This is a genomic window from Azoarcus sp. PA01, from assembly GCA_001274695.2.
Classification (GTDB): domain Bacteria; phylum Pseudomonadota; class Gammaproteobacteria; order Burkholderiales; family Rhodocyclaceae; genus Aromatoleum.
In genome coordinates, this window is the sequence record LARU01000002.1 from 2,223,424 (window position 1) to 2,239,454 (window position 16,031).

Annotated in this window: 14 protein-coding genes; 11 read left to right on the forward strand and 3 right to left on the reverse strand. The window is 66.1% G+C overall.

Features of this window, described 5'->3' with window-relative positions:
* Positions 1 to 111: 111 nt before the first annotated feature.
* From PA01_11290 to PA01_11315, 6 genes are all read left to right on the forward strand, one after another.
* Positions 112 to 1,116 (forward strand): TRAP transporter substrate-binding protein, encoded by a 1,005-nt coding sequence (locus PA01_11290; GenBank protein ID KON82092.1) that lies wholly within the window; start codon positions 112 to 114, stop codon positions 1,114 to 1,116.
* Positions 1,117 to 1,190: 74 nt separating this feature from the next.
* Positions 1,191 to 1,895, forward strand: a complete 705-nt coding sequence (locus PA01_11295; GenBank protein ID KON82093.1) for a TRAP transporter small permease — start codon at positions 1,191 to 1,193, stop codon at positions 1,893 to 1,895.
* Positions 1,892 to 3,175: a TRAP transporter large permease subunit gene (locus PA01_11300; protein ID KON82094.1), complete on the forward strand. Its 1,284-nt coding sequence runs from the start codon at positions 1,892 to 1,894 to the stop codon at positions 3,173 to 3,175. Before PA01_11295 ends, PA01_11300 begins: the two co-directional genes overlap by 4 nt.
* A 151-nt stretch (positions 3,176 to 3,326) precedes the next feature.
* Positions 3,327 to 4,280 carry an ornithine cyclodeaminase family protein gene (locus tag PA01_11305; protein KON82095.1) on the forward strand — a complete coding sequence of 318 codons (954 nt, stop codon included), beginning with the start codon at positions 3,327 to 3,329 and terminating at the stop codon, positions 4,278 to 4,280.
* Positions 4,281 to 4,344: 64 nt separating this feature from the next.
* Positions 4,345 to 5,043 carry an FHA domain-containing protein gene (locus PA01_11310; GenBank protein KON82096.1) on the forward strand — a complete coding sequence of 233 codons (699 nt, stop codon included), beginning with the start codon at positions 4,345 to 4,347 and terminating at the stop codon, positions 5,041 to 5,043.
* Between the two features lie 147 nt (positions 5,044 to 5,190).
* Positions 5,191 to 5,958: a 3',5'-cyclic-nucleotide phosphodiesterase gene (locus tag PA01_11315; protein KON82097.1), complete on the forward strand. Its 768-nt coding sequence runs from the start codon at positions 5,191 to 5,193 to the stop codon at positions 5,956 to 5,958.
* An 18-nt stretch (positions 5,959 to 5,976) separates the two neighbouring features.
* On the opposite strand, the gene PA01_11320 is transcribed toward PA01_11315, so the two are convergent.
* A complete protein-coding gene (locus PA01_11320; protein KON82098.1) occupies positions 5,977 to 7,059 on the reverse strand; it encodes an IS630 family transposase in 1,083 nt (360 codons plus the stop codon).
* 135 nt (positions 7,060 to 7,194) lie between these two features.
* On the opposite strand from PA01_11320, the gene PA01_11325 reads away from it, so the two are divergent.
* The 4 genes from PA01_11325 to trpE all read left to right on the forward strand — a co-directional run bounded on the left by PA01_11325 (position 7,195) and on the right by trpE (position 12,672).
* Complete coding sequence (locus PA01_11325; GenBank protein ID KON82099.1) at positions 7,195 to 9,558, forward strand: ATPase, T2SS/T4P/T4SS family; 2,364 nt, start codon at positions 7,195 to 7,197, stop codon at positions 9,556 to 9,558.
* A gap of 40 nt (positions 9,559 to 9,598) precedes the next feature.
* Positions 9,599 to 10,294, forward strand: a complete 696-nt coding sequence (rpe, locus tag PA01_11330) for a ribulose-phosphate 3-epimerase (protein ID KON82100.1) — start codon at positions 9,599 to 9,601, stop codon at positions 10,292 to 10,294.
* Positions 10,291 to 10,968 (forward strand): phosphoglycolate phosphatase, encoded by a 678-nt coding sequence (locus PA01_11335; protein KON82101.1) that lies wholly within the window; start codon positions 10,291 to 10,293, stop codon positions 10,966 to 10,968. Before rpe ends, PA01_11335 begins: the two co-directional genes overlap by 4 nt.
* A 216-nt stretch (positions 10,969 to 11,184) precedes the next feature.
* Positions 11,185 to 12,672, forward strand: coding sequence for an anthranilate synthase component I (gene trpE / locus PA01_11340; protein KON82102.1), 1,488 nt, complete (start codon positions 11,185 to 11,187; stop codon positions 12,670 to 12,672).
* Positions 12,673 to 12,700: 28 nt separating this feature from the next.
* On the opposite strand, the gene PA01_11345 is transcribed toward trpE, so the two are convergent.
* Complete coding sequence (locus PA01_11345; GenBank protein ID KON82103.1) at positions 12,701 to 13,858, reverse strand: PLP-dependent aspartate aminotransferase family protein; 1,158 nt, start codon at positions 13,856 to 13,858, stop codon at positions 12,701 to 12,703.
* The gene (locus PA01_11350) at positions 13,855 to 15,225 is read right to left on the reverse strand and encodes a pyridoxal-phosphate dependent enzyme (GenBank protein ID KON82104.1); all 1,371 of its coding nucleotides are present in this window, start codon (positions 15,223 to 15,225) and stop codon (positions 13,855 to 13,857) included. The genes PA01_11345 and PA01_11350 overlap by 4 nt, the downstream gene beginning before the upstream one ends.
* A gap of 309 nt (positions 15,226 to 15,534) precedes the next feature.
* On the opposite strand from PA01_11350, the gene trxC reads away from it, so the two are divergent.
* Positions 15,535 to 15,972 carry a thioredoxin TrxC gene (gene trxC / locus PA01_11355; protein ID KON82105.1) on the forward strand — a complete coding sequence of 146 codons (438 nt, stop codon included), beginning with the start codon at positions 15,535 to 15,537 and terminating at the stop codon, positions 15,970 to 15,972.
* Positions 15,973 to 16,031: the final 59 nt, after the last annotated feature.

Below are 16,031 nucleotides of genomic sequence, written 5' to 3' on the forward strand. Positions count from 1 at the left end.
ATATGGCCGGATCGAGGGCGGTACTAGACTTTACCTGTATTCCGGGGCCCAGGCCTTGTTTTGGCAGCGCCCGGATACTCGAGAATCGACAAATTCACGGAGGAGAGAGTAATGAAAATTCGCGCACTTTTGGTTGGCCTGTTTGCCGTCGGCCTGTCGGCCGCGGCCGTTGCCGCTGACCCGATCGTCATCAAGTTCAGCCACGTTGTCGCAAACGACACGCCGAAAGGCAAGGCCGCCGAAAGGTTCAAGGAACTCGCCGAGAAATACACCAAAGGGGCGGTGAAGGTCGAAGTCTACGCGAACAGCACGCTGTACAAGGACAAGGAAGAAATGGAAGCGCTGCAACTCGGGGCGGTGCAGATGCTCGCGCCGTCGCTCGCCAAGTTCGGTCCGCTCGGCGTGAAGGAATTCGAGGCCTTCGACCTGCCGTACATCTTCGACGGCTACGCCGACCTGCACAAGATCACGACCGGCCCGGTCGGACAGAAACTGCTCGGCAAGCTCGAAGGACGCGGCATCAAGGGCCTGGCGTTCTGGGACAACGGCTTCAAGTCGTTCTCGGCGAATTCGCCGATCAAGAAGCCCGAGGACCTGAAAGGCAAGAAGATGCGCGTGCAGTCGTCGAAAGTGCTCGAGGAGCAGATGCGCGCGCTCGGCGCGATCCCGCAGGTGATGGCCTTCTCCGAGGTCTATCAGGCGCTGCAGACCGGGGTCGTCGATGGCACCGAGAACCCGCATTCGAACCTCTACACGCAGAAGATGCACGAGGTGCAGAAGCACATGACGCTGACCGACCATGGCTATCTCGGCTACGCGGTGATCACGAACAAGAAGTTCTGGGACGGCCTGCCGGGCGAGACCCGCACGCAACTGGAGCAGGCGGTCAAGGAATCGACCGAGTACGCGAACCAGATCGCGAAGGAAGAAAACGACAAGGCGCTCGAAGCGGTGCGCGCGTCGGGCAAGACCGAGATCTACCAGCCGACCGACGCCGAGAAGCTCGCGTTCAAGAAGGCGCTCGTGCCGGTGCATAAGAAGATGGAGTCGCGCATCGGCGCCGAGACGATCAAGTCGATCTACGAAGCGACCGGCTTCGATCCGTCCAAGCTGTAATCCATCATCCTCAACGCCCGCCGGCCCCGCGCAACACCGCGTGCCGGCGGGCGTTTTCGTGACGGGAGTCTCCCATGCTAAAAATCCTTGACCACGTCGAGGAGTGGCTGATCACCTTCCTCATGGGTGTGGCCACGATCATCATCTTCGTATCGGTCGTGCACCGCTACGGCTCCGGTCTTGCAATTCCCGGCCTGCAGGACTGGCTGTTGTCGCTGCATTTCGGCTGGGCGCAGGAGCTGTGCATCATCCTGTTCGTGTGGATGGCGAAGTTCGGCGCCGCCTACGGCGTGCGCACCGGCATCCACGTCGGCGTCGACGTGCTGATCAACCGGCTGTCCGCCTCCAACCGCGCCAGGTTCGTCGTCATCGGGCTCGGCGCCGGCGCGCTCTTCACCGGCATCGTCGGGACGCTCGGCCTGACGTTCGTGCTCGAGAACGGCGCCCATTATCAGTTCCTGACGTGGTTCGGCATGGACACCGGCGACCTGTATGAAGGACCGACGACGCCGGACCTCGAATGGCCGACGTGGATCGTGTATTCGGCGATCCCGCTGGGGTCGTACCTGATGTGCTTCCGTTTCCTCCAGGTGATGGTGTCGTTCCTGCGCACCGGCGAACTGCCGACCCACGACCACGGCCACGTCGAGGGCATCGACGAGGAGCACCTGCCGGTCGACGCCAACTACTACGACATGGACGACAACCTGCACCCGCACGACCTGAAACATAAACAGCTGGGCGAGAACGGCAATCGCAGCCGGGGAGACAAGCAATGAGCGCCGCCATCATCTTCGTACTGCTCCTGGTGCTGATGCTCACCGGAATGCCGATCTCGATCTCGCTCGGTCTCACGGTCCTGACGTTCCTGTTTACGATGACCGAAGTGCCGATCGAGTCGGTTGCGCTGAAATTGTTCACCGGCATCGAGAAGTTCGAGATCATGGCGATCCCGTTCTTCATCCTCGCGGGCAACTTCCTGACGCATGGCGGCGTCGCGCGACGCATGATCAACTTCGCGACGTCGATGGTCGGACACTGGCATGGTGGACTCGGTCTCGGCGGCGTCGTTGCCTGCGCGCTGTTTGCCGCGGTATCCGGGTCGAGCCCGGCGACGGTTGTCGCGATCGGCGCGATCCTGCTGCCGGCGATGGTAAGGCAAGGCTTCCCGAACAAGTTCGGCGCCGGCGTGATCACGACTTCGGGCGCGCTCGGCATCCTGATCCCGCCGTCGATCGTCATGGTCATGTACTCGGTGTCGACGAACACCTCGGTCGGCTCGCTGTTCATGGCCGGCGTCGTGCCAGGCCTGTTGCTCGCGATGTTTCTCGGCTTCACGACCTGGTATCGCGCGCGCAAGTATGACTATCCGCGCCAGCCGAAAGCGAGCTGGGGTCAGCGGCTGCGCGCGTTCAAGGAATCCGCGTGGGGTCTGTTCCTGATCATCGTCGTCATGGGCGGGATCTACACCGGCATCTTTACGCCGACCGAGGCGGCGGCGATGAGCGCCGTGTATGCGTTCTTCGTCGCGGTGTTCATCTACAAGGATCTCGGCATGAAGGATGTGCCGAAGGTGCTGTTGAACTCGGCGAACATGAGCGCGATGCTGCTGTACATCATCACCAACGCCGTGCTGTTCTCGTTCCTGCTGACGCACGAGAACATCCCGCAGGAGATGGCGGACTTCATGATCGGCACCGGCGTCGGGGTGATTGGCTTCCTGATCATGGCCAACATCCTGATGCTGATCGCCGGCAACTTCATGGAGCCGTCGTCGATCGTGCTGATCCTCGCGCCGATCCTGTTCCCGATCGCGATCAAGCTCGGCATCGACCCAGTGCATTTCGGCATCATCATGGTCGTGAATATGGAAGTCGGCATGTGCCACCCGCCGGTCGGCCTGAACCTCTACGTCGCCAGCGGCATCACGAAGATGGGCATCACCGAGCTGACGGTCGCCGTGTGGCCGTGGCTGCTGTCGATGCTGGTGTTCCTCGTTCTCGTCACCTACATCCCCGCCATCTCGCTGGCGCTGCCGCGCGCGCTCGGCATGATGTAGCGAGGCGATGTTCCGGCACAGCAAAAGCCCGCCTTTCGAGGCGGGCTTTTTTCACTGAACGGCCCGGCGACGCAAGCTAGAATACGTCGCCCCGCGGGCATTGCCGCAGGGGCCCTTGACGTGGATTGCCGGATCGCGGAGCAGGAGATACATGGCGATATATCTGAACGAAGCCGAAGTCGGCAGCCTCCTCGACATGCCGATGGTGCTCGGCGCAGTCGAGCAGGTCATGGCCGCCCACGGGCGCGGCGAAACGATCGACTTCCCGCGGCAGCGCGTACGCCTGCCGGCGACGATGACGCACCTGCTGCAGGGCGGGGTGCCGGCCGTCAACCTGTCGGGATTGAAGGTGTATACGAGCGGCGGCGGCCGCAACCGCTTCTGGGTGCATCTTTTCGACGCGACCACTGGGGACCCGGTCGCCGTGCTCGAGGCCGACCGGCTCGGCATGATGCGCACCGGCGCCGCGGGCGGCATCGCCGCGAAATGGCTCGCGCGCGCGGACGCTCGCGTCGCGGGCGTGTTCGGCGCCGGCTGGCAGGCGCAGGGACAGATCCTCGCGCTGTGCGCGGTGCGGCCGCTCGAACGCATAAAAGTGTTCGCGCGCAACCAGGAGCGGCTGCAGGCTTTCTGCACGCAGATGAGCCGCGACACCGGGCGCGACGTGGTGCCGGCGGCGAACGCCGAAGACACCGTGCGCGGCGCCGATGTCGTCGTCACGATCACGACGTCGCCGAAGCCGCTGTTCGACGCGGCGTGGCTCGCTTCGGGCACGCACATCACGGCCGCGGGTTCGAACAGCCTCGCCCGTCAGGAACTCTCTGAGGCGGCAGTGAGGCGCGCCGACGTGATCTGCGTCGATTCGCGCGAGATCGCGCTGCGCGAGGCCGGCGACCTGCTGCCGCTGCTCGAAAAAGGGCGCACGCAGCCGGGGCGATGGGTGGAGCTCGGGGAAGTGGTCGCCGGCATCCGCCCGGGACGCACGAGCGACACGCAGGTCACGCTGTTCGAATCGCAGGGCATGGCGATCCAGGACATCGCCGTGGCGGCGCAAGTCGTCGCGCGCGCCCGCGAACGCGGCCTCGGCACTGCGCTGCCTTACTGAAAGTGAAAGCCGTGACGGCGGTGCGCGCCGCGCGCTTGCCCACTCGAGAAATGGAACCAACGCAATGCCGAAGTTGATCCTCAGCATGGACGGGCTGGTCCTCAAGGAAATCGTCCTCGACAAGCCGCGCACGACAATCGGGCGCAAGCCCAACAATGACGTCCAGATCGACAACCTGGCGATCAGCGGCCAGCATGCCGTCATCACGACGATCCTCGAGGACGCTTTTCTCGAGGACCAGAACAGCACCAACGGCACCTATGTGAATGGCCAGCCGATCAAGAAGCATGTGCTGCGCAACAACGACCTCGTCGAACTCGGCAAGTACCGTCTCAAGTACATCGTCGACGCTCCGGCGCCGGCCGTGCACGCGTTCGGCTATGCCGCAGCGGCTGCAGACGGGGCGGTGTTCGTGCCCCCCGAGGTCGCCCCGGCGCCCGGCGCAGCGGCGTCGCCGATGCGGTCCTCTCCGGCGGCATCGCCCGCCGCGGGGGGCGGCGCGCTGGGGGTCATGCAGCTGCTCAACGGTCCGAATGCGGGACGGGAACTGGAGCTGACGAAGTCGCTGACCACGCTCGGCAAGCCGGGCAAGCAGGTGGCGGCGATCACGCGGCGCGTGAACGGATATTTCCTCACGCACGTCGAAGGCGAAGTGTTCCCGCTCGTCAACGGGTCTCCGCTGGACGCGCAGGCGCGCCGCCTCGACGAACACGACATCGTCGAGCTGGCCGGAGTCAAGATGGAGTTTTTCCTGCGCCCCTGATCCGCCCGCACCGTCGCGGGCTGTACATCGCGCGTCGTGAAGTAATGCACGCAGCACGAGCGGAAGGTAGTGATAGCGTGCTGCGTTACTTTTACCGGAGCGACGCTCGTAGCCTGCCGCAGCGGACTCCCGGCGCGACCCCAACTCATGAAGCTCAGGATACTCGGCTGCAGCGGCGGAATCGGCGGACAGGCTTCGGGCACGACGGCGTTCCTCGCCGATGACGACATTCTCGTCGATGCGGGCACCGGAGTCGGCGCCCTGAAACTCGACGAGCTGCGGTGCATCGATCACGTTTTCGTCACGCACGCGCATCTCGACCATATCGTGTCGATTCCGCTGCTCGTCGATTCGGTCGGCGAACTGCGCGAGACGCCGCTGACGGTATACGGGACGGCGGAAACCCTCCGCATGCTGCGCCTGCACGTCTTCAACTGGCAGATCTGGCCGGATTTCACCGCCATCCCGGACCGCCACCGGCCGTACCTCAGGTTTCATCCCGTCGAGCCCGGCCGTCCGGTCCGCCTCGGCGCACGGACGGTCACGCCGCTGCCGGCGCGCCACAGCGTGCCGACCGTCGCCTACTGTCTCGACAGTGGCGAAGGCAAGCTCGTCTATACCGGCGACACCGAGTATTCCGCCGAACTGATCGCCGCGATCAACGCGCTCGACCACCTGCGCCACCTGATCGTCGAGGCCGCTTTCCCCGAAAGCCAGCATGCCCTCGCGCTCATGGCGCGCCATCTGTGTCCCAGCCTGCTGCATGCGATGCTCGAAGAGCTCGTCGGCGCACCCGAGGTGCACATCACCCACCTCAAGCCGGGCCAGTGCGAACGCATCATGCGCGAGATCGCGGCCGGCCCCGGGCGCCTGCGTCCGGTGAGGCTCGAGCAGGGCATGATCCTCGAGTTCTGAATTTCCTCGCGGCGCCGGCTAGTGTGCTGAGTTAGAAATTCGCATACAAAATCGTTCAAGGCTGGCGAGGATGTCGTCAGTTGATTTGGTCCATGCGAAGGGTTTGGGATCATCGTTGTAGCGAGCAAGGTAGTCGCGGATGGCCTGCTCGAGTTGGCGGGTGGAACGGTGGGTGCCGCGACGAATCTGTTTTTCGGTGAGCTCGGCAAACCAGCGTTCGACCTGGTTGATCCAGGAGGCCGAGGTCGGGGTGAAATGGACGTGGAAACGCGGATGACGGGCAAACCAACTCCTGACCTTTGGCGTCTTGTGCGTGCCGTAGTTGTCCATCACCAGATGGATGTCCAGACCGGCTGGGACGTTGGCTTCGATGGTGCGCAGAAAGGCCAGAAACTCGCGGCTGCGGTGGCGTCGGTGCAGTTCCCCGATGACTTCTCCGGTGGCGACATCGAGCGCCGCAAACAAAGTCGTTGTGCCGTGGCGCATATAGTCATGCGTTCGCCGTTCGGGAAGTCCCGGCGCCAGCGGCAGGATCGGCTGGGTGCGGTCGAGCGCCTGGATCTGGCTCTTCTCATCGACGCACAACACCATCGCCTTGACCGGGGGATCCAGATACAACCCGACGATGTCGCGGACCTTGTCGACGAACAGCGGATCGGTCGAGAGCTTGAATGTTTCCTGCCGGTGCGGTTGCAGGCCGAAGGCGCGCCAGATGCGGCTGACCGCCGTCTGCGACATCCCCATCTCGCGCGCCATGCTGCGCGTACTCCAATGGGTGGCATTCTTCGGCACCGTTTCGAGCGTCTTGGCAATCACCGCATCGACACGGGTATCGTCGATCGTACGCGGCGCCCCCGAGCGCGGGGCATCGAGCAGGCCATCGAGCCGATTCGCGTCAAAGCGGTTGCGCCATTTCGATACCATCTGCTGCGACACCGACAAGCGTTGCGCGACAACCTTGCTGTCGACACCCGTCGCACACTCGAGAACGATCCGCGAGCGCAATGCGAGCGCCTGCGCGGTCTTACGCCGACGCGTCCAGGCTTCAAGCTGCTCGCGCTCGCTCTCGTTCAGCACGATCTCCACCTTCGGTCTGCCCATCGCTGCCTCCTGTCGCCAATCGTACGGCATGAGAGACCAGCGGATGAGCTAGTTGTTCAACAAATTTTTAACTCAGGACACTAGAATGGCTCGCCCCTGCACGCCCCGTTGAGTTCCCAGACACCACGAACAGGAATGCCCATGACAGCAGCGCCCGGACGAGCCGGGAAAGCGAGCGACGTTGCCGGCCGTCTCGCGTTTTTCAAAGGACTGCAGGCGATCACGGCGCGCATCGACGCCGCCGACGACGTCGATCGCGTCATCCTCGACCTTTCCGCCGACCTGTGCGCGCTGTTCGACGCCGACAGCCTGTGCTTCTTTGCCCTCGATGAGGCCGGCACGACGCTCGTTTTGCGCGTCAGGACCGGCGCGGCGCCCGCTGAAGCGCGACTCCCGGTCGCGGCGCACAGCATTGCCGGCTACGTCGCACTGCGCCGGCAGCCCGTCAATATTCGCGATGTGCAGGACCCCACCGAGCTCCGCGCGATTTCCCCGGAGCTGCGCTTTCACCGCAGCGAAGACGACGAGCGCTGCGGCTACCGCACGCGGCAAGTGCTTGCGGCGCCGGCCATCGATCCTGCGAGCGGCGCGCTGCAGGGCGTGATCCAGCTGATCAACGCGACGCACGGCGAGGACTTTTCGGCGGTCGCGAAAGACGGTCTGCTCGGGCTCGCGCAGGCGCTGGGTGTCGCATATGCCCGGCGCGGCAAAGCGCCGGCCGCGCTGCGCTCGCGCTACGACGCGCTGGTCGTCGACGGGCGCCTCGGCGCGGACGAACTCGACGAGGCGGTGCGCCGCGCCCGCGAAGGGGCGGCGACGGTCGATGACGTGCTCGTCGCGACTCGCGGCCTCGCGCTGTCCGAGCTCGGCCAAGCCGCGGCGCGCTTTTTCCACGTGCCGTACGAGCCCTACCGCCAGGATCGCGTCAAGCAGCTCGATCTGCTGCGCAACATCAAGCGCGAGTATGTGCAGCAGAACGGCTGGCTGCCGCTCGAAGAGACGCCCGAAGGCGTCGTCGTGCTCGCCTGGGACCCCGAGCAGGTCCGCGCGTCGCGCATCGCGCACAACGTGTTCCCGAAGCGCCGGCTCGCTTTCCGCGTGACGACGCGCGACGAGTTCGACCGCACCGTCGATCAGTATTTCGAGCCTTCGATGGAACTCGGCTCGGTGTCCGACCTGCTGCAGGACCTGCCCGAAGACGAGCAGGACCTGCCGGTCGCCGACGACGTCCTGGCCGCGGCCGACAACGAACTCGTCAAGCTCGTGAACAAGGTCATCATCGATGCGTACCGGCAGGGTGCATCGGATATCCATATCGAGCCGCGCCCGGGCAAGGACAAGACCCATATCCGCTTCCGCAAGGACGGCACGCTCGTGCCGTACATCCAGGTGCCGGCGAGCTACCGCAACGCGCTCGTGACGCGCATCAAGATCATGTGCGACCTCGACATCTCGGAACGGCGCAAGCCGCAGGACGGCAAGATCCGCTTCCGCAAGTTCGCGCCGCTCGACATCGAGCTGCGGGTCGCGACGGTGCCGACCGCCGGTGGCATGGAAGACGTCGTGATGCGCCTGCTCGGCCACAGCGAGCCGATCCGGCTCGAGCAGCTCGGGCTGACCGCGCACAACCTCGAGCGCCTCCGCCGCACGGTCGCCAAGCCCTACGGCCTGTTCTTCGTCTGCGGGCCGACCGGCTCGGGCAAGACGACGACGCTGCACTCGATCCTCGGCCATCTCAACACGCCGGAAACGAAGATCTGGACTGCCGAAGACCCCATCGAGATCACGCAGAAAGGGCTGCGCCAGGTGCAGGTCAACCGCAAGGCCGGGCTCGATTTCGCCACGATGATGCGCGCGTTCCTCCGCGCCGACCCGGACGTCATCATGGTCGGCGAGATGCGCGACCTCGAGACGGTGTCGGTCGGCATCGAGGCGTCGCTGACCGGCCACCTCGTGCTGTCGACGCTGCACACCAACAGCGCGCCGGAATCGATCGTGCGCCTGCTCGACATGGGCATGGACCCGTTCAACTTCGGCGACGCGCTGCTCGGCGTGCTCGCGCAGCGCCTGGCGAAGCGGCTGTGCATGCGGTGCCGGCAAGCCTACTGCCCCGACGAGGCGGAAGTCCTGCAACTGCTCGACGAGTATTGCGAAGACATGCACGCGACGCCCGAATTTCGCGCCGATCCGCTCGCCGCCCGCGCCGCAGCGTTCGAGCGGCTGCGCAGGACGCATGCGGACGCCGAAGGCCGCTTCACGCTGTACCGCCCGGTCGGCTGCGCGCAGTGCAACTCCGGCTACAGGGGGCGGGTCGGACTGCATGAGCTGATGCTCGCCTCGACCGAGATCAGGCGGATGATCCAGGAGCGCGCGCGCGTCACGCAGCTGCTCGGCGTCGCGCTCGCCGAGGGCTTGCGCACGCTGCGCCAGGACGGCATCGAGAAAGTGCTCGGCGGCATCACCGACATGGCGCAGGTGCGGCGCGTCTGCGTGCGTTGAACGGTTAGAATCCGCCGCTCGAACGAACAGGAGAACTTCCATGCACCGCATCGCCCCCAGCCTGCTCTCGGCGGATTTCGCCCGCCTCGGCGAAGAGGTCCGGAATGTGGTTGCGGCCGGCGCCGACTGGATCCACTTCGACGTCATGGACAACCATTACGTGCCGAACCTCACGATCGGCCCGCTCGTCTGCGAAGCGATCCGGCCGCACACTAGCGCGCCGATCGATGTCCACCTGATGATCAAGCCGGTCGATCGCATCGTCCCGGACTTCGCGAAGGCCGGCGCGAACATCATCACTTTTCATCCCGAAGCGTCCGAGCACATCGACCGCACGCTGCAGCTGATCCGCGACTGCGGCTGCCAGGCAGGCCTGGTGTTCAACCCGGCGACGCCGCTGCACTATCTCGACCATGTGCTCGACCACGTCGACATCGTGCTGCTGATGAGCGTCAATCCCGGCTTCGGCGGGCAGAAGTTCATTCCCGGTACGCTGCCGAAGCTGCGTGCGGCGCGCGAGAAGCTCGACGCGTACGAGGCGGCGAGCGGGCGGGGCATCCTGCTGCAGATCGACGGCGGCGTGAAAGTCGACAACATCGCGCAGATCGCTGCCGCCGGCGCCGACACCTTTGTCGCCGGCTCGGCGGTGTTCGGCGCCGGGCGCGACGCCGACCCGCACCGTTACGACAGCGTGCTCGCCGCGCTGCGCGCCGAACTCAAGAAGGCGGACGCGTGAGCGCGCAGCGCTTCCCGGTGCGCGCCGTGCTGTTAGATCTCGACGGCACGCTGCTCGACACGATCGCGGACCTCGCCGAAGGCGCTAACCGCATGCTCGCCGAGCTCGGCCGGCCGACACGGCCGCTCGCCGAGATCCATTCCTTCGTCGGTAAAGGCATTCCGCACCTCGTGCGGCGCTGCATGACCGAGAACGCCCGGGCGAGCGAAGCCGAAATCGAAAACGCCGTGACGGTCTTCCGTCGCCACTACAGTGAAGTGAACGGCCGGCACACGACGATCTACCCGGGCGTCCTAGAGACGCTCGAGGCGATGCGGGCGATGGAGCTGCGGCTCGCGTGCGTGACGAACAAGGCCGAAGCGTTCACGCTGCCGCTGCTCGAACGCATGCGGCTCGATCGCTATTTCGACGCCGTCGTCAGCGGCGACACGCTGCCGGTGAAAAAGCCCGATCCGGCCGTGCTGCACCACGCGTGCGGCCTGCTCGGCGTCGCCAGCGCGCACGCGCTGATGATCGGCGACTCCGCCAACGACGCGCTCGCCGCGCGCGCCGCCGGCATGCCGGTGCTGCTCGTGACCTATGGATATAGCGAAGGCATGGCCGTGGACACCATCGAATGCGATGGGCTACTATCGACCGCCACCGGGGCGCTCGAGCGCATCGAAGTCGTCTGACCGATCTGCCGTCCCGCTTGCACCCCTCATGAACGAATCGACATGACCCACCAGAACCGGGCTTCGGACAAGGAACGCAACGAGTCTGCCGCAGTGCTGCGCTGTTGGCGGCGCCGGTGCTCGTGGCCTGCGGGCCACTAAAACACGACCGCTTTCGCGGGACGCCCGCGCGCCCGCACTCCTTGTCCCGATCGAACCGTTTTTTGTGGAATTTCCATGCTTGAGCACGAATTCAACGCGCTGGCCGCGCAGGGCTACAACCGCATTCCGGTCACGCTCGAAACTTTTGCCGACCTCGACACGCCGCTGTCGATCTACCTGAAGCTCGCCAACGAACCCTACAGCTACCTGCTCGAATCGGTGCAGGGGGGCGAGCGCTTCGGCCGCTACTCGATGATCGGTCTGGCGGCCTCGACGCGCATCGAAGTCTACGGCCGCTCGGCGCTGCTCTTGACCGGCAACCGCCTCGTCGAGCGGCGCGACTACGGCGACCCGCTGAACTACGTCGCCGAGTTCATGGCGCGCATCAAGGTGCCGCCGCGCGACGGCCTGCCGCGCTTCGCCGGCGGTCTGGTCGGCTGCTTCGGCTACGACACGGTGCGCTACATTGAGCCGCGCCTCGCGAAGACCGAGAAGACCGACACGATCGGCACGCCCGACATCCTGCTGCTGCTGTCCGAGGAAATCGCGATCGTCGATAACCTCTCCGGCAAGCTGACGCTGGTCGTGTATGCGGAACCCGAAGTGCCGGGCGCGTTCAAGCGCGCGAAAAAACGCCTGCGCGACCTGCTCGCGCGGCTGCGCGCGCCGGCGACGATTCCCGCCGACGCGCACGCCGAATCGCAGCCCGCGACGTCGAGCTTCGGCGAGGACGCGTTCAAGGCGGCGGTCAACCGCGCGAAGCAGTACATCATCGACGGCGACATCATGCAGGTCGTGCTGTCGCAGCGCATGAGCAAGCCGTATGCGGCGAGCCCGATGGCGCTGTATCGCGCGATCCGCACGCTGAACCCGTCGCCGTATCTGTTCTATTTCAACTTCGAGGACTTTCACGTCGTCGGCGCGTCGCCGGAGATCCTCGTGCGGCTCGACGAGGACGGCGGCGGCAAGCGCGTCACGGTGCGGCCGATCGCCGGCACGCGCCCGCGCGGCGCGACGGCCGCGGACGACCTCGCGCTCGAAGCGGATCTTCTCGCCGACAAGAAGGAACGCGCCGAGCACCTGCAGCTCCTCGACCTCGGGCGCAACGACGCCGGCCGCGTCGCCGAGATCGGCAGCGTGAAAGTCACCGAGCAATTCACGGTCGAGCGTTACTCGCACGTGATGCACATCGTCTCGAACGTCGAAGGGCGGCTGAAGGACGGGCTCAACGCGCTCGCCGTGCTGCGCGCGACGTTCCCGGCAGGCACCGTGTCGGGCGCGCCGAAGCTGCGCGCGATGGAGATCATCGACGAGCTCGAGCCGGTCAAGCGCGGCATCTACGCCGGCGCTGCCGGCTACATCGGTTTCCACGGCGACATGGATCTGGCGATCGCGATCCGCACCGCAGTCATCAAGGACGGCCATATCCACGTCCAGGCGGGCGCCGGCATCGTCGCCGATTCGAACCCCGACGCCGAATGGACCGAGACGCAGAACAAGGCGCGCGCGATGCTGCGCGCGGCGGAAATGGCCGAATCGGGGCTCGATACGCGGGTCGACTGAACGCGCGGCCGGCAGCGCGATCCGCTCCCTAGACTGCCGCGAGCGCGCGATCGAGGTCCGCGACCAGGTCGTCCAGATCCTCGATGCCGACCGACAGGCGCACGAGCGCGTCGCCGATGCCGAGCGCGGCGCGCACTTCCGCCGGCACCGATGCGTGCGTCATGATCGCCGGATGTTCGATGAGGCTCTCGACGCCGCCGAGGCTCTCGGCGAGCGTGAACAGCTCGCAATGTTCGAGAAAGCGCCGCGCTTCGTCCTCTGCGCCTTTCAGCACCGCCGTCACCATGCCGCCGAAGCCGCGCATCTGACGGCACGCGAGTTCGTGCTGCGGGTGGCTCGGCAGGCCGGGATAGATCACCCGTGCGATTTTCGGATGGCGCTCGAGCCACTGCGCGACCGCGAGGCCGTTGGCGCAGTGGCGTTCCATGCGCAGCGCGAGCGTTTTCAGGCCGCGGTTGACGAGGAAGCAGTCGAACGCGCCGGGAATCGCGCCGACCGCGTTCTGCAGGAAGCCGAGCCGCTCGGCGAGCGCGGCGTCGCGCACGACGGCGACGCCGCCGACGACGTCCGAGTGGCCGTTGAGGTATTTCGTCGCCGAATGTACGACGACGTCGAAGCCGAGCGCGAGCGGGCGCTGCACCCATGGCGACGCGAACGTGTTGTCGGCGACCGCGAGCACGCCGCGGCGCTTCGCGACGCGCGCGACGACTTCGAGGTCGACGAGCTTCAGCAGCGGGTTGCTCGGCGACTCGACCCAGATCATCCGCGTCTCGGGCGTGATCGCCGCTTCGAGCTCGGCTTCGGAAGCGAGCGTCGAATAGCTGAAGCGCAGGCCCGCCGAGCGCCGCCGCACGCGCTCGAACAGGCGCCGCGTGCCGCCGTAGAGATCGTCGAGCGCGACGACGTGCGCGCCGGCGTCGAGGAGTTCGAGCACCGTCGCGGCCGCCGCCATGCCGGAGCCGAACGCAAAGCCCGCGGCGCCGTCTTCGAGCGCCGCGATGCAGCGCTCGTACGCCCAGCGCGTCGGGTTGTGGCTGCGCGCGTAGTCGAGCCCCTTATGCACGCCCGGGCTCGTCTGCGCGTACGTCGAAGTCGCGTAGATCGGCGTGATTACCGCGCCGGTCGCCGGGTCCGGTGCCTGCCCGGCATGCACGGCGAGCGTCGAGAATCCGGCTTTGTCGGTCATGGTCGCTTGACCCGGCGACGCAGGTGGTTCAGCAGGTCGATGCGCGTGATCAGGCCGACGAAAGTATCGCCGTCCATGACGATCACGACCATGCCCTGGTCGAGGATCTGTACCACGCGCGCGAGCGGCGCGTCCGGCTGCAGGGTTTCGAGCCGCGTGCTCATCACCGATGACACCGTGTCGCCGAAGTGCGTCGCTTCGCTGACGACCGCGTGCAGCACGTCGGACTCGTCGATGATGCCGACGACGTCGTTGCCGTCCACGACCGGCAGCTGCGACACCTGGTACAGCTTGAAGCGGCCGAACGCGGTCAGCAGCGTGTCGTCCGGGCGCACCGTGACGACCGAGCCTTCGGCGTAGCGCCGCTGCACGAGGTCGGTCAGGTCACCGCGGGCGGGGTGCGCGAGGAAACCCTGGTCGTACATCCAGAAGTCGTTGAACATTTTCGACAGGTACTTGTTGCCGCTGTCGCACGCGAAAGTCACGACGCGCTCGGGCCGCTCGCGGCTGCGGCAGTAGCGCAGCGCCGCGGCGAGCAGCGTGCCTGACGACGAGCCGGCCAAGATGCCTTCCTTCGCGAGCAGCTCGCGCGCCGCCGCGAAGCTCTCGGCGTCGTCGATCGTATAGGCGTCGGCGACCCCCGAGAGGTCGGCGATCGGCGGCACGAAGTCCTCGCCGATGCCTTCGACGAGCCACGCGCCGGCGTCGCTCATTTCGCCGGTCCTGACAAAATGCGCGAGCACCGAACCGGCCGGGTCGGCGAGCACCATTTTCACGTGCGGCGCGACCTTGCGGAAATAACGTGTCAGTCCGGTCAGCGTGCCGCCACTGCCGACGCCGCAGACGACCGCATCGAGCCGCTCGCCGGTCTGCGCCCAGATCTCCGGGCCGGTCGTCTGCTCGTGCGCGTCCGGGTTCGCGGAATTGCCGAACTGGTTGATATAGACCGAGTTCGGCGTGCGCGCGGCGATCGCCTCGGCCATGTCCTGGTAATACTCGGGATGGCCTTTGCCGACATCCGAGCGCGTCATGACGATTTCGGCGCCGAGCGCGCGCAGGTGGAAGATCTTCTCCTGGCTCATCTTGTCCGGCATCACGAGCTTCGTGCGGTAGCCTTTCGCGAGGCCGACGAGCGCGAGCGCGAGGCCGGTGTTGCCGGCGGTCGCCTCGATCAGCGTGCCGCCGGGGCGGATGCGGCCCTCGCGCTCGGCCGCGTCGATCATCGACACGGCAATGCGATCCTTGATCGAGCCGCCGGGATTCTGGCTTTCGAGCTTGATGAAAAGCTCGCATGACCCGGTATCGATGCGGGTGATCGGCAGCAGTGGCGTGTTGCCGATGAGGTCGAGCAGGCTTGCGGGCGCCATCGATGCCTCCTCCCGAGCCGGGCCGGACGTGGCTTGGAGCAAAATGTCACGGCGTCGCAAACTCGCCGCAAGCGTGCGACAGCACAGCGACGCGCGGAGTTCGCGCGAGCGCGGCAATTCGGGCCGCTTCGGCGCCGCCGCCGTTCTTGACGGGGCGGGCGGCTGCAGGCTGCCCCGGTGCTTTTCGAGCGGAATGCGCAAGCCGTATTGAACCCGATCGCCCGGAGAGCCTCTGAATGAGCGATGCCGCGATCGCATTCATCCGCTGTTCTTTCCCCGTCACCCCGCACACCATCATGGGAGGCCCCGATGACCGAAACCGTGACCATTGCCTGTCCGCACTGCCACGTCCTGAACCGCTTGCCCGGCGGGCGTCTCAGCGACGACCCGAACTGCGGCAAATGCCATCGGGCGCTCTTCACCGGCCATCCGGTCGAACTCGACGCCGCGAGTTTCGACGTGCATGCAGGTCACGGCGAGCTGCCGCTGCTCGTCGATTTCTGGGCGTCGTGGTGCGGCCCGTGCCGGACGATGGCGCCGGCGTTCGAAGAGGCCGCGGCGAAGCTCGAGCCGCATGTCCGCCTCGCGAAAGTCAATACCGAGGAGGCGCAGGATCTCGCGGGGCGCTACGCGATCCGCAGCATCCCGACGATGGTGCTGTTCCGCGCCGGCCGCGAAGTCGCGCGCCAGTCCGGGGCGATGAACACCGGGCAGATCCTGCAGTGGGCGAAAGCGCAGGGATTGTGAAGGTACGACGTCGAATCCACGAGGTCGACTGCTTCCGGTAAAAGTCTGCGGACTTCTCC